Raw genomic sequence first — 20,421 nt, 5'->3', positions numbered from 1 at the left:
CTTGCCAACCCTAGCCACTCCGTTCGATTACGATGCCGCCCTGCGCGCCTGCGCCAGGGGCGAGCGGCAGGCATTGCATGGCCTGTACCAGCAGGAAAGCCGCTATCTGCTGGGCGTGGCCCTGCGCATCGTGCGCCAGCGGGACCTGGCCGAAGACGTGCTGCACGACGCCTTCCTGAATATCTGGCGCCGCGCCGGCAGTTTCGACGCCACGCGCGGCAGCGGCAAGGGCTGGATCTATGTGGTGGTGCGGCACCAGGCGCTGAACGTGGCGCGCGCCCGCGCCCATGAAGTATCGGCCGACGAGGATACCGTGGAAACCCTGCTGCACCAACGCCACGGCGACGACGCCGGCGACGCCTACGCCCTTCAGGCGAACATGGGCAAGCTGCACGATTGCCTGGGCCACCTGAACGAATCCAAGCGCAACAGCATCCTGTATGCCTACGTCGATGGCTGTTCCCACAGTGAAATCGCGCAGCGCCTGCAAGCGCCGCTGGGAACCGTCAAGGCCTGGGTCAAGCGGGGCCTGACCGCCTTGCGGGAGTGCATGGGATGATCAACAGCGACGAGGAATTGCACAGGCTGGCCAGCGAGTACGTGCTGGGCACATTGGAACTGGCCGAGCGCGCGGAAGTGGAACAGCGCCTGCCGCGCGACGCCGCCTTGCGCGACGCCGTCGATGCCTGGGAACAGCGCTTGCTGCCATTGACCACCCTGGCGCCGCCCGAAACGCCCTCGGCGCAACTGTGGCCGCGCATCAGCGCCAGCCTGTTCACGCCGAAAGCCGTGCGGCAAGCGGGCGGCTGGCAAGCGTGGTGGAACAGCCTGGCCTTCTGGCGAGTGCTGGCTGGCGGCGGACTGGCGGCAACGGCTGTGCTGGCCGTGCTGGTCAGCGTGCAACTGCAGGCGCCAGGCGGCCCCGGCTATCTGGTGGTGCTGGTGGCGCCGCAGGACAAATCGCCGGGCTGGATCGTGCAGGCGGGCGGACGCGGCGGCAAGAACCGCGACCTGAGCCTGATCCCGCTGGGGCCGACCACCGTGCCGCAGCAGAAAGCCCTGCAATTCTGGACCAAGGGAAAGGACTGGGGTGCGCCTGTCTCGCTGGGCCTGGTCAAGCCGGGGCAAAGCCTCAAGTTGACCCTGGACAAGCTGCCGCCGCTGCAGCCCGATCAACTGTTTGAAATCACGCTGGAGCCGGCAACCGGTTCGCCGACGGGCCGGCCGACGGGGCCGATCCTGTATATCGGCCGCGCCGTCAAGGTGATCTGATTACTTGGACAACTCGTCGCCCATCTCGCGTCCGCGCTGCGCGGCCGCCTTGATGCCCTTGACGATGGCTGCCTTCACGCCGCTCTCTTCCATGCTGGTGAGCGCCGCATACGTCGTGCCGCCTTTCGACGTGACCCTCTCGCGCAGCAAGGACACGGGTTCGCTGGAGTTCGCCGCCAGCTGCGCCGCACCCGTAAACGTGGCAATCGCCAGTTGCGTGCCTTGCTCGGGCGTCAAGCCCAGCTCGGCGGCCGCCTGCTGCATCGCTTCGATAAAGTAAAACACATAGGCGGGACCGCTGCCGGACACGGCCGTCACTGGGTCGATCTTGGCTTCGTCATCGAGCCAGACGGTCTGGCCGACGGCGCGCAGGATGGCGTCCGCCGTCTTTTTCTGTTCTTCGCTGACGCCGCTGCTGGCCACCATGCCCGTGATGCCCATGCCGATCAGGGCCGGCGTGTTCGGCATGCAGCGCACGATGGCGGGATAATCGCCGAGCCAGCGCGACAGGTCTTGCGCGCGGATGCCGGCCGCGATCGACAAGATCAATGGCGCCCGTTTCCCGTCGAGGAAAGGCAGCAATTGCGCCGCCACCTCGCGCATGCTTTGCGGCTTCACGGCCAGCACGATCACGTCCACGCCGCGCAGCGCGTCGCTGGCGGAGGTCGCCGTCGTCACGCCGAATTGCGCCTGCAATTTTTCCAGCGCGGGGGCGTGCGGGTCGATCACGTGGATGTTGCCGCCCAGGGTCAATTTGCCCGCCAGGCCGGCGATCAGGGCGGCCGCCATGTTGCCGCCGCCTACGAATGCGATATTCAGTTCTGTCGTCATGCTTGTTCTCTCTTTTTCAGGAATAGTTGCGGGAACCGAAAATGGCGCTGCCCACGCGCACGATGGTGGCGCCTTCCAGCACGGCGGCGCGCAAGTCGGCCGACATGCCCATCGACAAGGTGTCGAGCGCCAGCCCTTCGGCCTTCAATTGTTCGTACAACACGCGCAATTGCGCAAAGGCAGCGCGCTGCAGCGTGATATCCGTTTCCGGTTCGGGAATCGCCATCAGGCCGCGCAAGCGCAAACGGGGCAGCTGCGCCACGGCATGCGCCAGCGCCGGCAAGTCAAATGGCGTCACGCCGCTCTTGCTGGCTTCGCCGCTGATATTGACTTGCAGGCAGATATTCAGGTCCGGCAAGCCGGCCGGGCGCTGCTCGGACAGGCGCACGGCGATCTTTTCCCGCTCCACCGTATGCACCCAGTCAAAATGTTCGGCGATGGGACGCGTCTTGTTGCTCTGGATGGGGCCGATGAAATGCCAAACGGGTGCGCCTTGCGGCAGCGCAAGCTTGACGGCGCTAATCTTGTCGAGCGCTTCCTGCAGGTAGTTTTCGCCAAACGCCGTCTGTCCCGCGTGCATGGCTGCCAGCACGGCGTCCGCGCCGAAGGTTTTCGACACGGCCAGCAGGGTCACGTCGGTCGGGGCGCGCTGCGCGTCAGCGGCGGCCTGCGCAATACTGTCTCGCACGGCTTGCAAGTTCTGTTCGATTGTGGACATAATCATTTTCTAGTGTATAGGGGCGGCGGCACAGTGCGCCAACCCATCAATGCAGGCACAGGGATTATAAATGGACATTTCCGAACTACTCGCTTTCTCCGTCAGCAACAAGGCTTCCGACCTGCACCTGTCCTCCGGCCTGCCGCCGATGATACGGGTCAACGGCGACGTGCGCCGCCTGAACGTGGCGCCGCTCGAGCACAAGGAAGTGCACGGCATGATCTACGACATCATGAACGACAGCCAGCGCAAGGCGTATGAAGAAGCGCTGGAATGCGATTTCTCGTTCGAGATTCCCGGCCTGGCCCGCTTCCGCGTCAACGCCTACAACCAGGAACGGGGCGCCTCGGCCGTGCTGCGCACGATTCCGTCGAAAGTGCTGACCCTGGAAGAGCTGAACGCCCCGCGCATCTTCGGCGAGCTGGCCATGCGTCCGCGCGGCCTCGTGCTGGTGACGGGGCCGACGGGTTCCGGCAAGTCGACCACCCTGGCGGCGATGGTGAACCACGTCAACGAGCGCCTGCACCACCATATTCTGACCATCGAAGACCCGATCGAATTCGTGCATGAACCAAAGAAATGCCTGATCAACCAGCGCGAAGTCGGTTCGCACACGCATTCTTTCAGCAATGCGCTGCGCTCGGCCTTGCGCGAAGACCCGGACGTGATTTTAGTGGGCGAATTGCGCGACCTGGAAACCATCCGCCTGGCGCTGACGGCCGCCGAGACGGGCCACCTCGTGTTCGGCACCCTGCACACCTCGTCGGCGGCGAAATCGATCGACCGCATCATCGACGTCTTCCCCGCCGAGGAAAAGGAAATGGTGCGCGCCATGCTGTCCGAATCCTTGCAAGCCGTCATTTCGCAAAATTTGCTCAAAACCAAGGATGGCGCGGGCCGCGTGGCCGCGCATGAAATCATGCTGGCCACGCCGGCCGTGCGCAACCTGATCCGCGAAGCGAAAGTGGCGCAAATGTATTCGGCCATCCAGACGGGCAGCAATGTGGGCATGCAGACGCTGGACCAGTGCCTTTCCGACCTGGTGCGGCGCGGCACGATCTCGGCGGAAACGGCCCGCTCGGCCGCCAAGTCGCCTGAAAACTTCCCCGGATAAGCCATGCAGACGACGCACGAACACTATGGCGCCATGCACGCGCTGCTGGCGCAGATGCGCGCACGGGGCGGCTCCGACCTGTTCATCACGGCCGGCTTTCCTGCCGCCATCAAGCTCGACGGCAAGCTGACGCCGCTGGCCGGCGGCGCGCTAACCGCGCAGCAGGCGGCCGGCTATGTGCGCGCCGTCATGAACGAACGCCAGGCGGCCGAGTTCGAATCCAGCCGCGAAGCCAATTTCGCCATCAGCCCGGAGGGACTCGGGCGTTTCCGCGTATCCGCCTTCGTGCAGATGGGCCAGGCAGGCATGGTCTTGCGATTGATCAATACCGCCATCCCCACCCTCGATGGGCTCGGTTTGCCCGCCATCCTGCAAGACATCGTGATGAGCAAGCGCGGACTCGTCATCATGGTGGGCGCCACGGGCTGCGGCAAGTCGACCACCCTGGCGGCCATGGTGGGCCACCGCAACGCGCACAGCCACGGCCACATCATCACCATCGAAGACCCCGTGGAATTCATTCATCCGCACGGCAACTGCATCGTCACCCAGCGCGAAGTGGGCGTCGATACGGACGACTGGGCCACGGCCCTGAAAAACACCTTGCGCCAGGCGCCCGACGTGATCCAGATCGGAGAAATCCGCGACCGCGACACCATGGACCACGCCATCGCGTTCGCCGAGACGGGCCATCTGTGCCTGGCAACCTTGCACGCCAACAACGCCAACCAGGCGCTGGACCGCATCATCAATTTCTTCCCCGAAGAGCGGCGCCAACAGTTGCTGATGGACCTGTCGCTGAATTTGAAGGGCATGATTTCGCAGCGCCTGATCCCGAACAAGGACGGCGGCGGGCGCAAGGCGGCGCTGGAAATCCTGCTCAACTCGCCGCTGATGAGCGACCTGATCTTCAAGGGCCAGGTACACGAAATCAAGGAATTGATGAAAAAATCGCGCGAGCACGGCATGCAGACCTTCGACCAGGCCCTGTTCGACCTGCACGAAGCGGGCGCCATCAGCTATGAAGACGCGCTGCGCAATGCGGACTCCGTCAACGACCTGCGCCTGACGATCAAGCTCAAGGGCGCCACGGTGCCGGAACCAGCCCCGCAAGCGGGCGCCACCAAACTGGGACTCCTCTGACATGACCAGCATCCACGATTTCCAGGCCGAGGCATTGGACGGCACGCCGGTCGACCTGGCGCGCTACAAGGGCAAGGTGCTGCTGATCGTCAATACGGCCAGCGCCTGCGGTTTCACGCCGCAATACCAGGGGCTCGAAACGCTGTACCGCGAATTCCACGAGCAGGGCCTGGTCGTGCTGGGTTTTCCCTGCAATCAATTCCGCCAGCAGGAACCGGGATCGAATGAGGAAATCAAAGCCTTTTGCGAAAAAAACTTCGGCGTCACCTTTCCCCTGTTTGCCAAGGTCGACGTGAATGGCCCGCATGCCCATCCCGTATTTGCGCAATTAAAACAGGCGGCGCCCGGCATATTGAGCACGCAATCGATCAAATGGAATTTCACCAAGTTTTTAGTGCGCAAGGATGGCAGCGTATTTCGCCGCTACGCGACGGCCAGCAAACCGGCCAGCCTGGCGGCCGACATACGGCAGTTGCTACAAGAGTAGAAACGAAATACTTTGATTTAAGACAACAATCATGCGAAATCCATAAAACCGTATTTATTTCATGCTTGATATCAATATTGTGTTTCAAATAGCAAATATCGGTGATAATGTTTACATAATTATTCGCAGATATCGATCAAAAAAACGATGCCAGTCTTTGGGAAAATATTATCTTCATGGATGCGGATGGGCAGCTATTCCCGCCTCTTCATCCCTATTACCTTCCTGATACTCGCCGTTTCCGCCGTTCGCTATCACGCCCTGCTCGGTACGGAAACGGCGCTGGCCAATGCGCGCTACCAGAGCGACGCGCGGCAACTCGACCTGTTCCTCGCCAATAGCGTGCTGCCGCTGGCCGTGCATACGGACCGTGATGCGATGCACGACAGCGTGCGGCAAGTACTGCGCAGCGCCCTGCCGCTGAACCGCAGCCTCGTTTCCGTGCGCTGGGATACGGCTGGCGCGCATGTCGAAGTGCTGGCCGACAACAAACCGGCCGGCACACTGGCCGATGGCGTGCCGGCCTGGTTTACGCGCCTGGCGGGCATGGCGGCCATCCGCAGCCGCCTGACGGTGGCGCTGCCGGATGGCGGCGACGGCATCCTCGACGTGCATTACGCACCCGGCCTGCCCCTGACGCAAGTGTGGCAAAGAGTGCGCGGGCAAGCCGTCCTCAGCACCATCAATATCGTCCTCGTCTTCGTCCTGCTGGGCTTGATCCTGGCTTCGCACCGCAAGCTGCTGGCGCGACTCGTGCAAGCGACGGACCGCTTCCGCGATGGCAACTTCGCCGTGCGCCTGGCGGCCGGCGCCACGCCCGAGGCGCAAGCCGTGTCGCAATCGTTCAACGGCATGGCCGGCGATATCGAAGAACTGCTGACCTCGCTAAAGACCAGCCAGCGCCAACTGGGCGAGCAACTGAACGAAACCGTGCACATGCAGCAAGCGCTGCAAAAACTGTCCTGGCAAAACTACAATGATGTGCTGACGGGCCTGCCCAACCGGGCCGCGCTGGCCGCCCGCTTCGAGCAGGAACTGTTCCTGGCGCGCGAACGCCAGCGCCTGCTGGCCGTCTGCCTGTTCGACCTCGACCACTTCCAGTCCATCAACGACCGCTATGGCGCCGAGGCCGGCGATGAAATCCTCAAGCAGGTGGCCGGCCGCCTGCACGGCTTTACGGGCCAGATCCATTACGCGGCGCGCCTGGGCGGCGATGAATTCGTCCTGCTGCTGTGCGGCCAGGCCAGCATCGCCAGCATCGAACAGAACATCACGCAATTGATGCAGGAACTGAACCGCCCCTACCAGTGCGACCAGCAGGCGCTGCACGTGACGGCCAGCGTCGGCATCGCCGTCTACGCGGGCAAGGACTTGAATACGGAAAGCCTGCTGCGCCACGCCGACCACGCCGTCTACCAGGCGAAATTGACGGGGCGCAACCAGTACCACTTCTTCGACACCAACCTCGATGAGGAGGTGCGCACGCACCACAACCAGCGCACGGAAGTGCGCCAGGCCCTGATCAATGGCGAACTGCGGCTGTACTACCAGCCCAAGGTGAACATGCGCGCCGGCACGGTGGTGGGCATGGAAGCGCTGCTGCGCTGGCAGCATCCGCGCCGCGGCGTGCTGGCGCCCGCGCAATTCCTGCCGCTGGTGGAGCAAACGGATTTGATCATCGATATCGGTGAATGGGTGCTGCGCCAGGCCCTGTGGCAGATGCAGCGCTGGGTGGCTTGCGGCAAGCACTGGGTCGTCAGCGTGAATATCGCGGCGCGCCACTTCCAGCAACCGGATTTCGTCTCGCGCCTGGAAACCATCCTCGGCGAATTTCCCGGCGTGCGCGCCAGCATGCTGGAACTGGAAATCCTCGAATCGTCGGCGCTGCACGACATCGAAGACGTGCGCCGCATCATCCGCGCCTGCCAGGCGCTGGGCATCACGTTTGCGCTCGACGATTTCGGCACCGGCTACTCGTCGATGTCATATTTAAAACGCCTGCCGGCGAATATCGTCAAGATCGACCAGAGCTTCGTGCGCAACATGCTCAACGACCGCGACGACCTGCACCTGGTGCGCGCCGTCATCGGCCTGGCCCGTTCCTTCAGCTTGACGGTGATCGCCGAAGGCGTGGAAAGCGTCGAGCATGGCGCGCGCCTGATCCAGCTGGGATGCGACCTGGCGCAAGGCTACGGCATCGCCCGCCCCATGCCGGCGGACGCCGTGCTGGAATGGGCTGCCAACTTCGTGCCAGCCCCCCAATGGCGCATTGCGCAGTACAGCGAAGTACCTATTTGATCGGAGACAAAGCTGAATCAATCAGCTCGATCCAGTGCCGCACGGGCGTCTCCGTGCCCGACTGCAAATGGCTCAGGCAGCCGATATTCGCCGACACGATCATCTCCGGCTCGCACGCTTCCAGGTTCGCCACCTTGTTGTCGCGCAGCTGCTGCGACAGTGCCGGCTGCAGGATCGAATACGTGCCGGCCGACCCGCAGCACAGATGGCTATCGGCGCACAGGCGCACGTCGACGCCGACGGCGCGCAGCACCTGCTCCACCTTGCCACGGATTTGCTGGCCGTGCTGCAGGGTGCAGGGCGGGTGATACGCCACTTTTTTGCCGATGCGCCCTTTCAGCAACGCCACCAGCTCGTTTTCAAACGCCGGCATGATCTCGGACAAATCGCGCGTCAGCGCCGCGATGCGCCGCGCCTTGTCCGCATACTGTGCATCGTGCGCCAGCAGATGGCCATATTCCTTCACCGTGGCGCCGCAGCCGGACGCCGTCATGACGATGGCTTCGGCACTTTCCACGTATGGCCACCAGGCGTCGATATTGCGGCGCATGTCGTCCAGCGCCGCGTCCTGGTCGTTCAGGTGATGGCGCAGCGCGCCGCAGCAACCGGCCTTGGGCGCGACGATCAATTGCACGCCGAGCGCATCGAGCACGCGCGCCGTGGCCGCGTTGATGTTCGGCGACATGGCCGGCTGCACGCAACCGTCGAGCAGCAGCATGCTGCGCGCATGCTGGCGCGCGGGCCATGCACCGGCGGCGGCGCCCGGACGCAATTTATCCTGCAAGCTTTTCGAGAGGAGCGGGCGCAGCGCCTGCCCCGCCTTGTACACGGGCGTAAACAGCCAGCGGCGCGGCAAGGCTTCCTTCAGGGCGAAGCGCAGCGCGCGCTCGCGCAAGGGGCGCTGCACGCGCTGCTCGACGACGTTGCGGCCGATGTCGACCAAACGCCCGTACTGCACCCCCGAGGGACAGGTCGATTCGCAGTTGCGGCAGGTCAAACAGCGGTCCAGGTGGGTCTGCGTCTTGGCCGTGACGGGCGCGCCCTCCAATACCTGCTTGATCAGGTAGATACGTCCGCGCGGGCCATCGAGTTCGTCGCCCAGCAGCTGGTAGGTGGGACAGGTGGCCGTGCAAAAGCCGCAATGCACGCAGGCGCGCAAAATGGCTTCGGCTTCGTCGCCTGCCGGCGTATTCTTGATGAAATCGGCGAGATTGGTTTGCATGCGCGCTCAATACATTCTGTGCGGGTTGAAGATGCCGGCAGGGTCGAACGCCTGCCGCAGGCGCTGGTGGATGGTGGCAATGGCCGGCGCCAGCGGGTGGAACACGCCCACGGCCTTGTCGTCGCCGCGAAACAGCGTGGCGTGGCCGCCGGCGGCCGCCACGGCCTGGCGGATGTGCCGCGCGCTGTCGGCATCGGCGTCGCCATCGAGCTTGAGCCAGCGCTGCGCCCCGCCCCACTCGATCAACTGGCGCCCCTTTAAAATCATGGCGCTGGCGTGCGGCGGCAGAGATAAGCGCCACAGGCTGCCCGCGCCCGCGAAGAATGTGTGCGTCTGCTCGCGCACGGCCAGCCAGAAGGCGGCCGCGTCATCGGCTGCCAGGGACTCGCCCCCCAGCGATTGCAGGGCCGCCGACACGGCCGCCTCGGCGCCGGACAGGCGCACCGTCAACACGCCATCGTGCCAGCAGCTGGCCGATATCGGCAGCGGCTTGCCCGCCCATTCATTGAGCATGCGCAAGGCGGCGATTTCCGCGCACGGCAAGCGGAACGTCGCTTCGCGCAGCGGCAAGGGCAGCACCTTCAGCGACACTTCCAGGATCAGGCCCAGTGTCCCCAGGGATCCCGCCAGCAGGCGCGAGACATCGTAGCCGGCCACGTTCTTCATCACTTGCCCGCCAAACGCCAGGCGTTCGCCATGGCCATCCATCAGCACGGCGCCCAGCACAAAATCACGCAGCGCGCCCGCGCTGGCCCGGCGCGGGCCGGACAAGGCGCTGGCGACGACGCCACCCACCGTGGCGCCGGGGCCGAAGTGCGGCGGCTCGAAGGCCAGCATCTGGTTGCGGGCGGCCAGCGCCGCCTCGATCTCGGCCAGCGGCGTGCCGCAGCGGGCCGTGATCACCAGCTCCGTCGGTTCATAGTCGATGATGCCCGTATACGCGCGCGTATCGAGCACCTCGCCTGTCAGCTGCTGTCCATACCAGTCTTTCGTGCCCCCGCCGCGCAGGCGCAAGGGGCTGCCCGCCGCGCTGGCCACCAGGATCTGCTGCCTGAATTGTTCCACGATTGCTTGCAAAGGAGTCTCCGGCAGATTAAAAACGGGGCAGGTTGGCGAACGGCAGCCGCCCCGCCGTCACATGCATCTTGCCGAATTCGGCGCAGCGGTTCAAGGTGGGGATCGCCTTGTCCGGGTTCAGCAAGGTATGCGGATCGAAGGCGCGCTTGACGGCAAAAAAGGCATCGAGTTCGGCGCGTGTAAATTGCACGCACATGGAATTGATCTTTTCCATGCCCACGCCATGTTCGCCCGTGATGGTGCCGCCCACGGCCACGCACAGGGCCAGGATGTCGGCGCCGAACGCTTCGGCGCGTTCGAATTCGCCGGGCATATTGGCGTCAAACAGGATCAAGGGGTGCAGATTGCCGTCGCCCGCGTGGAATACGTTGGCGCAGCGCAAGCCATGCGTCGTTTCCATGGCGGCGATGCCCGTCAGCACTTCCGCCAGTTTTTTTCGCGGGATGGTGCCATCCATGCAGTAGTAGTCGGGCGAGATGCGCCCGGCGGCGGGAAAGGCGTTCTTGCGGCCGGACCAGAATTTCATGCGTTCCGCTTCCGACTGCGAGACGGCAATCGCGCTGGCGCCCGCCCCTTCCAGCACGGCCGTCATGCGGGCGATTTCCTCTTCCACTTCCTCGTGCGTGCCATCCGCTTCGCACAGCAAAATGGCGGCCGCGTCGATGTCGTAGCCGGCCTTGACGAACGGTTCGACCATGCGCGACGACGTCTGGTCCATCATTTCCAGCCCGGCCGGGATGATGCCGGCGGCGATCACGTTGGCCACGGCGTTGCCGCCCGTGACGACGTCATCGAACGAGGCCATGATGACTCTGGCCGTGGCCGGCTTCGGTATCAGTTTCACCGTCACTTCCGTGACAATGCCCAGCATGCCTTCGGAGCCGATGAAGACGGCCAGCAGGTCGAGACCAGGCGAGTCCAGGCATTCGCCGCCCAGTTCCAGCACGTCGCCATCAATAGTAACAACGCGCACGCGCAGCACATTGTGCACGGTCAAGCCGTATTTCAGGCAATGCACGCCGCCCGAGTTTTCCGCCACGTTGCCGCCGATGCTGCAGGCGATCTGCGAGGATGGATCGGGCGCGTAATACAAGGCATATTGCGCCGCCGCCTCGGAAATGGCCAGGTTGCGCACGCCCGGCTGCACCACGGCGATGCGCGCATACGCGTCGACGCGCACGATGCGGTTCAAACGCGCCGTCGACAGCACCACGCCATCGGCGATCGGCAAGGCGCCGCCCGACAGGCCCGTGCCGGCGCCGCGCGGCACGATCGGCACCTTCAACTCGCGGCAGACGCCGAGGATGGCGATGACCTGTTCTTCCGTGTCCGGCAAGGTCACCACCATCGGCAACTGGCGGTAGGCGGCCAGGCCATCGCATTCATACGGGCGCGTATCTTCCGCGTCGGACAGCACGCAGCGGGCCGGCAGCACGGCCAGCAGGGCCGCGACGACGGCTTGCTGGCGCGCGGCGGTCAATCCGGATTCAGGGGCAGCATTGAGCATAAGATGGGAGGCAAATGGGCATGGGCGTGCAACGATTGTAAGCACAAAAGTGGCGCGCAGCGCATTTTTTGTCACAATGGCGGGCAAATGCGGGGCCAGGCGGCGCGCGGTGTCGTATGCTGCCCCCATTCTTCTTTACAGGATCGACATCATGGGCAACCGACTTTCGAAAATCGCCACGCGCACGGGCGACAATGGCAGCACCGGCCTGGGCGACGGCAGCCGCACCAGCAAGGACAGCGCCCGCATCCACGCCATGGGCGACGTGGACGAACTCAATTCGAATCTGGGACTGCTGCTGTGCGAAGCCATGCCCGACGCCTTGCGCGAGGAGCTGGTGGCCATCCAGCACGATCTGTTCGACCTGGGCGGAGAAATCTGCATTCCCGGCTACCAGCTGATCAAGGAAGAGCACGTGCTGCGCCTCGACGATTTGCTGGCGAAATACAATGCGGACTTGCCAGCCTTGAGTGAATTCATCCTGCCGGCCGGCTCGCGCGCCGCCTCGCTGGCGCATGTATGCCGCACCGTGTGCCGCCGCGCCGAGCGCAGCATCGTCGCGCTGGCCAATGCGGAAGCCCTCCACGAGCATCCGCGCCAGTACGTGAACCGCCTGTCCGACCTGCTGTTCGTGCTGTCGCGCGTGCTGAACCGCTTTGCCGGCGGCAGCGACGTGTTGTGGCGGCATGACCGAACGCGGGGTTAAAGCCGCCTATGCCGGTCTGGCCAGCGTAATGGCCAGCCGGCAATCATCATTTACGGCAAGATCGGATCGCAGCTTTTAGTGCACATCCGGTGAATCTTGGTGCACGCGCCTGGCGCCGTCGGATGATCCGTCATGCACTGCTCCAGATCGTCGTCACACTGCGCATAGCATTCCGGCTCGCCGCCGCCGGCGATCGCATACGAGGCGCTGACGCCCATGGCAAACAAAAAGAAACCCAGCTTTTTGAACATAAGTACTCCTTTGTGGAAACGAGGGACTGCGGATGGATGATTTGATTCAGCCAGACCTGCCAGGATACTGGCAAGCCGGTAATTTACGGCAAGTCTGGAGCGCAGCGGTCATTGCACAGCATGTATGCCTTATTGCAGATACCAGGCGACATCGGATTTTTAATCATGCACTGTTCCAGATTGTCATCGCAGGCGAGATAGCATTCCAAATCGCCGCCGCCAGCGATCGCATACGAGGCGCTGACGCCCATGGCAAACAAAAAGAAACCCAGTTTTTTGAACATAAGCACTCCTGTTGAATTGACAGACGATGAACAACAGCCATGGCGCGCCGTCTCTTACGCGCCATCCATAAGCGGATACTGCCGCCGCGCGTCAATTACGCGGTGGGCGCAGGCATTCCTTCTGGCAAGCCTGGTAATTTTCCATACAGGCCGGCTGGCCGAATTCCACGCAATCGAGCAGGTTGCGTTCGCAGACAAAGGTGCAGTCAGGGCCAAATGCCTGGGCACTGAAGGACAGGGCGGCACCGGCGGCAAACAGGAACGCGGCAATTTTTTTGAACATGGTCAGCCTTTCAAGTTGACAAGTTGAAACGTCAGATTTTCTTCAGCGCCGCTTCCAGCGCGCCCGTATTGAAACCCTGGATCTTGCGGTTGCCGATCAACACCACGGGCACGCCGCCTCCGCCCAGTTCTTCATGGGCTTTTCTTGCTTCCGGGGATTTTTCAATATCGAGATCGACGAAATCGATCTTGTTCTCCTTGAAGTACGCGCGCGTCTTAGCGCAATAGCCGCACCAGTCCGTGCCGTACAACACCACCTTTGCCTGGGCATTCGGGAAATACGCGGCGTAATTGCCCTCGGTGTAATTCGACTTGAGCAAGCCGGGCAACAAGGACAGGCCATAACCGCTGCCCAGGCCGGCGGCCAGGATCAAGCCATACATGGCGATGGTTTTAATTTTTTTCTGCATCATAAGTATTGTCAGAGGCTTCAATGATCGAAGGCGGCGGATGCAGCATGCGCTGGGCGGCCGCCTGGCAATGCAAAACGGCTATCAGGCGCCGGCTTGGCAGCCTCTCAGGCAGCCTTTATAACTGCTGTTGCAGAATGGGGATCTGTCGCCATACATCATCTGGCATTCCCGCAATTCCTCCTCGCAGCTGTAACAGCTGTTATCCGAAGCGATGGCATAGGAAGCGCTCAAACCCAGGGTAAAAATAAACGCGGCAATCTTTTTCATTTACTACTCTCCATGTTAGCGATTGCACCAGGCAAACCAGGCAATCGCATCAGACCAGTCGTAAAAATCCATACAGATTTCGTCTTTGCTTGCTACGAAAACGACTATAGACCGCACTTATTTTAGAGTCAACGTTTCCTTCCGATAAATTTTCAGTTTGGAAAATATATCGGGAAAGCCCATGAAATGTGGAATTTGGAGAGATTGGGAGACGCCAAACGTCTATACAATATCGGCGCCGCAAGCAAGTAAAGGCCGGTTGCGGGCGCAGCCGGCCGAGCGGCTACAGCACTTCAAGAAAACTCTTCAGCGCGATGATTTCATCGGACGTCAGCTGCAAACGCTGCAGCAGCGACGAGGTGACGGGAAACTTCGGATCGGCCGCCTGCTGTGCGTTGTGCGGCTCGGGGCGCGACATGCCCGCGTTGTACATGTTCAGCATGCCCACCATCTGCCCGAACGCGCCATTGTGCATCCACGGCCCCGATTGCGCCACGCCGCGCAAGCCCGGCGTGCGGAACTTGCCCACATCCTCATTCTTGCCCGTCACCAGGTAGCGCCCCAGGTCTTCATACTTGCGGCTGCCGTAATTGCTCAGCCCGAGATTGTGGAATTGCTGGTCCGTCAGCAAGGCGCCGCTGTGGCACGTCATGCAGCGCGCCTTGGTGCGGAACAGGTGCAGGCCCAGCAGCTCGCGGTCGTTCAGGGCCGTGCGTTCGCCTTCCAGGAAGGTATCGAAGCGCGTGACGGGCGGCAGCAGGGTACGCTGGTAATCGGCCAGCGCCGTCAAAATGCGCGGCAAGGTCACGCCATCTTCCTTGCCGAAAGCCGCCTCGAACTGTGCCGGGTAGTCATCGAGCGCGGCCAGCTTGGCGGGCAATTGCGCAGCCACGGCCGCCATTTCATCCGGATGCTGCAAGGGCCCCAGCGCCTGCTCTTCCAGGGTGCTGGCGCGGCCATCCCAGAACAGCGGTGTGAGCTGTCCCACGCCCAGCAAGCCCGGCACATTGCGCTGGCCCAGCCGCCCTTCGTGTCCCACGGAAACACGCTTGCTGTCGGCGAAGCTGTGCGCCGGACTGTGGCAACTGAGGCAAGCCACCGCGTTCGAGCGCGACAAACGGGGATCGTTGAACAGGCGCTGCCCCAGCGCCACGATGGCCGGCGCCACGGCCGGTACGGGCATGGCCGAGACGGGCGCCATTTCCGCTGCGGTCACGCCATCGGGCAGTTGCGGACGGGGCCAGCTGCTGACCGGTTGCGCGTAGGTCTGGCGCAGGCAGGCGAAATTCCAGCCATCCGGCGTGGCGCAAGCGACGGCATCGGCTTCGCGCGCCGCCGCATCCCCTCCTGCCGGCCATCCCACGGCCATGGCCAGCACGGCAGTGGCCACCCATCCATTCTTGCTTACTGTAAATCTATACACGTCGCCCATTCCTGTTTTGCACGCTGACATCGACAAATGATAACCATCAACATGGCAGCGGCACAGCGAAACCGGGCAAACGTTATCTATTCGGCGACCTGCGTCAATTTTTCCGCCTTCCCCTGCGCTTGCACATGCGCGCGCAGCAAGCCGCGCAGCAACTGCACCTGGGCCACGGCGTCGGCTTGCAGGGCTGTCAAGCCATCGCTGGCACAGGAGCCAGGCGTCGGGGCGCCGGACTCGCCGCGCAGCAAGGCATCGATTTCCCCGCTGACCTCGGCAATCCACCGTTGCAATGCGGGCGGCGCCGGCTCTGCCTCGGGACTCAGGCTGATGCGCGCCGTGCTGCCCGCCACGCGGCGCAGCAGCGGCAAGGTGCGCAGCGCCGCCAGGCCCACGCCGCTGCTGCGGTCCAGCCGGCGCTCGATGCGCAAGCGCTGCAAGACCTGTTCCGCATTATTGCTGGCCAGTCCCGCCTCGCGGCGCAGGCGCGCAATGGCGCTGTCCCATTTACCGCCGGCCGCCAGCACGGCCAGCAGGTATTTCAGGTTGGCCGACACGGCTTTCGCCAGGCGCTGGTCCAGGTCGTCCGCCTCGCGGTCGGGCCACAGGAAAAACGTGGCCAGCAAGGCCAGCACGCAGCCCAGCACATTGTTGCCGAGGCGACTCATCGCATACACCATCTCGCTGGCGGGCGCCGCATAGTCGGCCACCAGCACGAAGGCGGGCGTCATGAACAGCACATGCAGGCTGTAGCTGACGCGGCGCAAGGCCATGGTGGCGACGATCAGGGGAAACACCACCAGCGAGATGCCCAGCGGCGTGTAAATGACCAGGCCGATCAGCACGGCCAGCACGGCGCCCAGCACGCTGCCCGCGACCCGTTCGATGCCGCGCGGCCAGGTGGTCGACACGGACGGCTGCAGTATCAACAAGGTCGCCATCGTGGCCCAGTAGCCGAACGGAATGTGCAGCGCCTCGACCAGCAGGAAGCCGGCCGTCGTCGCCAGCGATACGCGCGCCGCATGGCGCCAGCTCAGCGACTGCGGCGTGGCGTTGACTTTCGCCGTTTGCCACGCCTGCCCCAGCGCCAGGAAAGCCGCCTCGCGCCACGGCAGCTGCGCCGCGCGCGGCAAACCCAGTTCCATGAAGTCCACATTCAGGCGCAGCGGCAGCAAGGCGCCCAGCGCCCCTTCCAGGCGCCGTCCACAGCCAGCCAGGCGGCGCTGCAAGGCCAAAGGCGGCGTTTCCGGCTGGCGCTGCAGGGCTTGCCCCAGGCGACGCAGCAGCACGGCCATCACTTCCAGGCTGCGCCGCGCGCGCGGGTCCTGGCGCAGGCGCTGCTGCTCGCGCTCGCACGTATGCGTGACGGCGATCAGATAAGCGAAGATGCGCTCGGCGTCGCTGAGCGCCAGCAGCAGGTTGTCGTACAGGGCACTGCGTCCCGCGCGCGCCGGCGGCACGGCGGCCAGCGCCACCCGCGCCGCTTCCAGCGCGGCGCGCGCCTGCGAACGGTAGCTGGCGCCATGCGCGGCAACACCCGCTTTCGCGGCGTCATGTTCGAGGAAGCGCGCATTGTCGCGCGCGATGCCGGCCAGGCGCGAATACGCGGCGCGGATGGCGCGTCTGGCGGGGCTGAACGGGTGGATGCGCCAGACGGTAAAACTGAGCACGGTGGCGAACAGGCAACCGAACATGTACAGGCCCAGGAAAGGCGCCGTCTGCGTCATCGATTCCAATGGGTGCGTGACCATCACCACGCAGGCCGTGGCGGCCAGGATGGCCACCTGCGCCGTGGCCGCGCCCCAGATGCGCGCCAGCGCGCCGGCCCAGGAAAACAGCAACACGGCGATGGCCGCCGCCGCCACGCCATGCCCGGCCGCCAGCGCCGTCAGGCCGCCAGCGACCGTCGACAGCAAGCCGAAGCCCACCATCGAGACAAAGCGCATGCGCCGCGTGCCAGCCGCGTCAGCCAGGCAGGTCCAGAAGGCGCCGATGGCGGCCCAGGAAAAATCGGGATGGTCGAATAGCAGGCCCAGCAGCAGCATGGCGCTGGAAGCGCAGGCGGCCCGCAAGCCCTCGGACAGATTCGTTTCGTCGATAGCCAGGCTGACCATCCACAGGGGACGGCGCTGTGCCAGGGTATCGGTATAGGAGTGCATGCCCGTCAGCCAGCGGCCGGCCAGTGCGCGTGTACGGCGGTGAAGTTTCCTGAAATGCAAGTTGGACTTTGAGAAGGTATCAAAGCGTCATCGTAGCATTCCCCGGCAGAAAATGTTGCAGTGCAACGTAAAATCCCGACAGGCGAAAAAAAAGCGGCACCGCAGTGCCGCTTCTCTGTCTGCAGGCAAACTTAGCTGACGACGGCCAGGCGCGGCTGGGTGCCGCCAAAACGCTGCTCGATCGACGCGGCGATGCCGGTGGCGTCCAGACCCACGCTTTTCAGCAACTGCACGGGGTCGCCATGATCGATAAAGGTGTCGGGCAAGCCCAGCATCAGGATCGGCTTGACGATGCCTTCCGCCGCCAGGGCTTCGGCCACGGCCGAGCCGGCGCCGCCCATGATGCAGCCCTCTTCCACCGTCACCAGGTAATCGTGCTCGGCGGCAAGCTGCTTCACCAACGCCACGTCGAGCGGCTTGACGAAGCGCATGTTGGCCACCGTCGCGTCGAGCTTCTCGCCCGCCGCCACGCTCGGCGCCACCATCGAGCCGAAGGCCAGAATGGCAATGCGCTTGCCCTGGCGCTTGATCTCGCCCTTGCCGATCTCGATGCTGGTCAGTTCCGGCACGATCGCCGCGCCGGCACCGGCGCCGCGCGGATAGCGGATGGCGGCCGGACCCGGATAGTGGTAACCCGTGGTCAGCATTTGGCGGCACTCGTTTTCGTCCGACGCGGCCATGACGACCATGTTCGGGATGCAGCGCAGGAACGCCATGTCGTAGTTGCCCGCGTGCGTGGCGCCGTCGGCGCCCACCAGGCCGGCACGGTCCAGGGCGAACGTCACGTCCAGGTTCTGCAGGGCCACGTCGTGGATCAGCTGGTCGTAGGCGCGCTGCAGGAACGTGGAATAGATGGCCACGACGGGTTTGAGGCCTTCGCAGGCCAGGCCGGCGCCAAACGTCACGGAATGCTGCTCGGCGATGCCGACATCGAAATAGCGGTTCGGGAATTGCTGTTCGAACTTGACCATGCCCGAGCCTTCGCGCATGGCTGGCGTGATGCCCACCAGGCGCTTGTCGTGGGCGGCCATGTCGCACAGCCAGTTGCCGAACACTTCCGTGTACGTCATCTTGCCAGGCGCCGTGGCCGGCTTGATGCCCTCGGCCGGATTGAATTTCGGCGTGCCATGGTAGAGGATCGGTTCCGCTTCGGCCAGCTTGTAACCTTGCCCCTTCTTGGTCACCACGTGCAGGAATTGCGGGCCCTTCAGTTGCTTGATATTTTGCAAGGTCGGGATCAGCGAATCGAGGTCGTGGCCATCGATGGGGCCGATATAGTTAAAACCGAATTCCTCGAACATGGTGGCGGGCACGACCATGCCTTTGGCGTGCTCTTCAAAGCGCTTCGCCAGTTCCAGCACGGGGCCGGGCAGGACGGACTTGCCGACATTTTTGGCGGCCGCATAGAACTGGCCCGACATCAAGCGCGCCAGGTGGCGGTTCAGCGCGCCGACGGGTGGCGAGATCGACATGTCGTTGTCGTTCAGGATCACCAGCAGGTTGACGTCTTCTTGCACGCCAGCATTGTTCATCGCCTCGAAGGCCATGCCGGCCGTCATCGAGCCGTCGCCGATCACAGCGATCGCGTGCAGCGGGTCGCCCTTGATTTTGGCGGCCTGCGCCATGCCCAGCGCGGCCGAGATCGACGTCGACGAGTGCGCCGTGCCGAAGGTGTCGTACTCGCTCTCGTCGCGCTTCGGGAAGCCGGAAATGCCGTCTTTCTGGCGCAAGGTGTGCATGCGCTCGCGGCGACCGGTCAGTATCTTGTGCGAATAGGTCTGGTGGCCCACGTCCCACACGATGCGGTCGTGCGGCGTGTTGAACACGTAATGCAGCGCGACGGTCAGCTCGACGGTGCCCAGGTTGGACGACAAGTGGCCGCCCGTCTTGGAAACGGAATCGAGCAGGAAGCTGCGCAATTCCTGCGCCAGCGGCACCAGTTGCGAGCGGGCCAGCTTGCGCACTTGCGCTGGTTCATTGATGGTTTCTAACAGTTTCATTTATGCCTTCCGCTGCACGACCAGGTCCGCCAGCTCGCGCAAACGGCGTGCCTTGTCCCCGAATGGCGCCAGCGCCGCATGGGCGTCGCACCGCAATTGTTCTGCCAGGGCTCTCGATGGTTCCAGCCCCAGTATCGATACGTAAGTAGGCTTGTTGGCGGCCGCATCCTTGCCTGCCGTCTTGCCCAGGGTGGCCGAATCGGCCGTGGCGTCGAGCACATCGTCGACCACCTGGAAGGCCAGTCCGACGGCGCGCGCATACGCGTTCAGCGCCGTCATATCGTCCGCCGTCAAGTCCTTGCCGGCCAGCGCGCCGAGAATCACGGCCGCGCGCAGCAAGGCGCCCGTTTTCAGTTGATGCATCTGTTCCAGCTGCGGCAAGGTCAAGGCCAGGCCGACGCTGTCGAGGTCGATCGCCTGGCCGCCGCACATGCCGGCCGAACCGGATGCGTGCGCCAGCAGCTTGAGCATCGCCATTTGCCGCGCAGGTGGAATGGCCGCGCCGTCGGCCAGCAGCATGAAGGCCTGCGATTGCAGCGCGTCGCCGACCAGCAGGGCCGTCGCTTCATCGTAGGCGATGTGCACGGTGGGCTTGCCACGGCGCAAGGCATCGTCATCCATGCATGGCATGTCGTCATGCACGAGCGAATACACGTGAATCATTTCCAGCGCACAAGCAGCGCGCGCGAGGGTGTCTTGATCCGCATCAAACAATTCGCCAGCCGCCATCACCAGCAGCGGACGCACGCGCTTGCCGCCGCCCAGCAGCGCATAACGCATGGCGGCATGCAGCTTGTGCGGCACCGCATCCGCCGAAGGCAGGAACTGGTCGAGCCGGCCTTCCACGCCCGACTGGGTGCTTTGCATCCAGTCGCCGAAGGTCACGCTGTCTTGTTGCATGTTC

At 63.8% G+C, this 20,421-nt stretch carries 21 protein-coding genes; 7 read left to right on the top strand and 14 right to left on the bottom strand.

The window, feature by feature from the left end; all coding sequences use genetic code 11:
* Position 1: 1 nt before the first annotated feature.
* Together AC3IQ7_RS05255 and AC3IQ7_RS05250 are read left to right on the top strand one after the other, a co-directional pair.
* Positions 2-559, top strand: a complete 558-nt coding sequence (locus AC3IQ7_RS05255) for a sigma-70 family RNA polymerase sigma factor (RefSeq protein ID WP_489208537.1) — start codon at positions 2-4, stop codon at positions 557-559.
* On the top strand, positions 556-1,272 hold the full coding sequence (locus tag AC3IQ7_RS05250) for an anti-sigma factor (protein WP_489208536.1): 717 nt from the start codon (positions 556-558) through the stop codon (positions 1,270-1,272). The genes AC3IQ7_RS05255 and AC3IQ7_RS05250 overlap by 4 nt, the downstream gene beginning before the upstream one ends.
* Here the strand turns inward: AC3IQ7_RS05250 and proC are convergent, their stop codons facing one another.
* Entirely contained in the window at positions 1,273-2,103 is an 831-nt protein-coding gene (proC, locus tag AC3IQ7_RS05245) for a pyrroline-5-carboxylate reductase (RefSeq protein WP_489208535.1), read from the bottom strand. It abuts the gene before it with no gap.
* A 16-nt stretch (positions 2,104-2,119) separates the two neighbouring features.
* Entirely contained in the window at positions 2,120-2,821 is a 702-nt protein-coding gene (locus AC3IQ7_RS05240) for a YggS family pyridoxal phosphate-dependent enzyme (protein ID WP_322426502.1), read from the bottom strand.
* A gap of 70 nt (positions 2,822-2,891) precedes the next feature.
* On the opposite strand from AC3IQ7_RS05240, the gene AC3IQ7_RS05235 reads away from it, so the two are divergent.
* From AC3IQ7_RS05235 to AC3IQ7_RS05220, 4 genes are all read left to right on the top strand, one after another.
* On the top strand, positions 2,892-3,935 hold the full coding sequence (locus tag AC3IQ7_RS05235; protein WP_322426503.1) for a type IV pilus twitching motility protein PilT: 1,044 nt from the start codon (positions 2,892-2,894) through the stop codon (positions 3,933-3,935).
* A gap of 3 nt (positions 3,936-3,938) precedes the next feature.
* A complete protein-coding gene (locus AC3IQ7_RS05230; protein ID WP_489208534.1) occupies positions 3,939-5,078 on the top strand; it encodes a PilT/PilU family type 4a pilus ATPase in 1,140 nt (379 codons plus the stop codon).
* Between the two features lies 1 nt (position 5,079).
* A complete protein-coding gene (locus AC3IQ7_RS05225; protein WP_489208533.1) occupies positions 5,080-5,565 on the top strand; it encodes a glutathione peroxidase in 486 nt (161 codons plus the stop codon).
* Positions 5,566-5,751: 186 nt separating this feature from the next.
* Positions 5,752-7,863: a putative bifunctional diguanylate cyclase/phosphodiesterase gene (locus AC3IQ7_RS05220; protein ID WP_489208532.1), complete on the top strand. Its 2,112-nt coding sequence runs from the start codon at positions 5,752-5,754 to the stop codon at positions 7,861-7,863.
* Here the strand turns inward: AC3IQ7_RS05220 and glcF are convergent.
* The 3 genes from glcF to AC3IQ7_RS05205 are packed head-to-tail and all read right to left on the bottom strand — an operon-like array spanning position 7,856 to position 11,669.
* Positions 7,856-9,085 (bottom strand): glycolate oxidase subunit GlcF, encoded by a 1,230-nt coding sequence (gene glcF / locus AC3IQ7_RS05215; protein ID WP_489208531.1) that lies wholly within the window; start codon positions 9,083-9,085, stop codon positions 7,856-7,858. The genes AC3IQ7_RS05220 and glcF overlap by 8 nt on opposite strands.
* Positions 9,086-9,091: 6 nt before the next feature.
* Complete coding sequence (gene glcE / locus AC3IQ7_RS05210; RefSeq protein WP_489208530.1) at positions 9,092-10,162, bottom strand: glycolate oxidase subunit GlcE; 1,071 nt, start codon at positions 10,160-10,162, stop codon at positions 9,092-9,094.
* Between the two features lie 16 nt (positions 10,163-10,178).
* Positions 10,179-11,669, bottom strand: coding sequence for an FAD-linked oxidase C-terminal domain-containing protein (locus tag AC3IQ7_RS05205; RefSeq protein WP_099379711.1), 1,491 nt, complete (start codon positions 11,667-11,669; stop codon positions 10,179-10,181).
* Positions 11,670-11,820: 151 nt separating this feature from the next.
* Between AC3IQ7_RS05205 and AC3IQ7_RS05200 the strand changes: the two genes are divergently transcribed.
* A complete protein-coding gene (locus AC3IQ7_RS05200; protein ID WP_489208529.1) occupies positions 11,821-12,375 on the top strand; it encodes a cob(I)yrinic acid a,c-diamide adenosyltransferase in 555 nt (184 codons plus the stop codon).
* Positions 12,376-12,425: 50 nt separating this feature from the next.
* Here the strand turns inward: AC3IQ7_RS05200 and AC3IQ7_RS05195 are convergent, their stop codons facing one another.
* From AC3IQ7_RS05195 to AC3IQ7_RS05155, 9 genes are all read right to left on the bottom strand, one after another.
* Positions 12,426-12,626 carry a hypothetical protein gene (locus tag AC3IQ7_RS05195; protein ID WP_489208528.1) on the bottom strand — a complete coding sequence of 67 codons (201 nt, stop codon included), beginning with the start codon at positions 12,624-12,626 and terminating at the stop codon, positions 12,426-12,428.
* An 83-nt stretch (positions 12,627-12,709) separates the two neighbouring features.
* Entirely contained in the window at positions 12,710-12,910 is a 201-nt protein-coding gene (locus AC3IQ7_RS05190; protein WP_489208527.1) for a hypothetical protein, read from the bottom strand.
* A 91-nt stretch (positions 12,911-13,001) separates the two neighbouring features.
* Positions 13,002-13,193: a hypothetical protein gene (locus tag AC3IQ7_RS05185; protein ID WP_099379707.1), complete on the bottom strand. Its 192-nt coding sequence runs from the start codon at positions 13,191-13,193 to the stop codon at positions 13,002-13,004.
* A 31-nt stretch (positions 13,194-13,224) separates the two neighbouring features.
* Positions 13,225-13,605: a glutaredoxin family protein gene (locus tag AC3IQ7_RS05180; RefSeq protein WP_322426511.1), complete on the bottom strand. Its 381-nt coding sequence runs from the start codon at positions 13,603-13,605 to the stop codon at positions 13,225-13,227.
* A gap of 81 nt (positions 13,606-13,686) precedes the next feature.
* Positions 13,687-13,872 (bottom strand): hypothetical protein, encoded by a 186-nt coding sequence (locus AC3IQ7_RS05175; protein ID WP_489208526.1) that lies wholly within the window; start codon positions 13,870-13,872, stop codon positions 13,687-13,689.
* A gap of 283 nt (positions 13,873-14,155) precedes the next feature.
* On the bottom strand, positions 14,156-15,295 hold the full coding sequence (locus AC3IQ7_RS05170) for a cytochrome-c peroxidase (protein ID WP_489208525.1): 1,140 nt from the start codon (positions 15,293-15,295) through the stop codon (positions 14,156-14,158).
* Positions 15,296-15,381: 86 nt separating this feature from the next.
* Positions 15,382-17,457, bottom strand: coding sequence for an FUSC family protein (locus AC3IQ7_RS05165; protein WP_489208524.1), 2,076 nt, complete (start codon positions 17,455-17,457; stop codon positions 15,382-15,384).
* 191 nt (positions 17,458-17,648) lie between these two features.
* Positions 17,649-19,517, bottom strand: a complete 1,869-nt coding sequence (gene dxs, locus AC3IQ7_RS05160; protein WP_489208523.1) for a 1-deoxy-D-xylulose-5-phosphate synthase — start codon at positions 19,515-19,517, stop codon at positions 17,649-17,651.
* On the bottom strand, positions 19,518-20,417 hold the full coding sequence (locus tag AC3IQ7_RS05155) for a polyprenyl synthetase family protein (RefSeq protein WP_099379800.1): 900 nt from the start codon (positions 20,415-20,417) through the stop codon (positions 19,518-19,520).
* Positions 20,418-20,421: the final 4 nt, after the last annotated feature.

Source organism: Janthinobacterium sp. GL_088 (assembly GCF_057837845.1).
The sequence above is the reverse complement of the archived record's forward strand: the minus strand, read 5'-3'. Positions and strand labels throughout refer to the sequence as shown.

Excerpts from the sequence above, each read along its gene's own strand:
- AC3IQ7_RS05185 (WP_099379707.1), bottom strand. The coding sequence starts at position 13,193 with ATGTTCAAAAAAATTGCCGCGTTCCTGTTTGCCGCCGGTGCCGCCCTG.
- AC3IQ7_RS05155 (WP_099379800.1), bottom strand. The coding sequence starts at position 20,417 with ATGCAACAAGACAGCGTGACCTTCGGCGACTGGATGCAAAGCACCCAG.
- AC3IQ7_RS05190 (WP_489208527.1), bottom strand. The coding sequence starts at position 12,910 with ATGTTCAAAAAACTGGGTTTCTTTTTGTTTGCCATGGGCGTCAGCGCC.
- AC3IQ7_RS05205 (WP_099379711.1), bottom strand. The coding sequence starts at position 11,669 with ATGCTCAATGCTGCCCCTGAATCCGGATTGACCGCCGCGCGCCAGCAA.
- AC3IQ7_RS05220 (WP_489208532.1), top strand. The coding sequence starts at position 5,752 with ATGGGCAGCTATTCCCGCCTCTTCATCCCTATTACCTTCCTGATACTC.
- AC3IQ7_RS05175 (WP_489208526.1), bottom strand. The coding sequence starts at position 13,872 with ATGAAAAAGATTGCCGCGTTTATTTTTACCCTGGGTTTGAGCGCTTCC.
- AC3IQ7_RS05250 (WP_489208536.1), top strand. The coding sequence starts at position 556 with ATGATCAACAGCGACGAGGAATTGCACAGGCTGGCCAGCGAGTACGTG.
- dxs (WP_489208523.1), bottom strand. The coding sequence starts at position 19,517 with ATGAAACTGTTAGAAACCATCAATGAACCAGCGCAAGTGCGCAAGCTG.
- AC3IQ7_RS05165 (WP_489208524.1), bottom strand. The coding sequence starts at position 17,457 with ATGCACTCCTATACCGATACCCTGGCACAGCGCCGTCCCCTGTGGATG.
- AC3IQ7_RS05230 (WP_489208534.1), top strand. The coding sequence starts at position 3,939 with ATGCAGACGACGCACGAACACTATGGCGCCATGCACGCGCTGCTGGCG.
- AC3IQ7_RS05195 (WP_489208528.1), bottom strand. The coding sequence starts at position 12,626 with ATGTTCAAAAAGCTGGGTTTCTTTTTGTTTGCCATGGGCGTCAGCGCC.
- AC3IQ7_RS05180 (WP_322426511.1), bottom strand. The coding sequence starts at position 13,605 with ATGATGCAGAAAAAAATTAAAACCATCGCCATGTATGGCTTGATCCTG.
- AC3IQ7_RS05235 (WP_322426503.1), top strand. The coding sequence starts at position 2,892 with ATGGACATTTCCGAACTACTCGCTTTCTCCGTCAGCAACAAGGCTTCC.
- AC3IQ7_RS05225 (WP_489208533.1), top strand. The coding sequence starts at position 5,080 with ATGACCAGCATCCACGATTTCCAGGCCGAGGCATTGGACGGCACGCCG.
- glcF (WP_489208531.1), bottom strand. The coding sequence starts at position 9,085 with ATGCAAACCAATCTCGCCGATTTCATCAAGAATACGCCGGCAGGCGAC.
- AC3IQ7_RS05240 (WP_322426502.1), bottom strand. The coding sequence starts at position 2,821 with ATGTCCACAATCGAACAGAACTTGCAAGCCGTGCGAGACAGTATTGCG.
- AC3IQ7_RS05200 (WP_489208529.1), top strand. The coding sequence starts at position 11,821 with ATGGGCAACCGACTTTCGAAAATCGCCACGCGCACGGGCGACAATGGC.
- proC (WP_489208535.1), bottom strand. The coding sequence starts at position 2,103 with ATGACGACAGAACTGAATATCGCATTCGTAGGCGGCGGCAACATGGCG.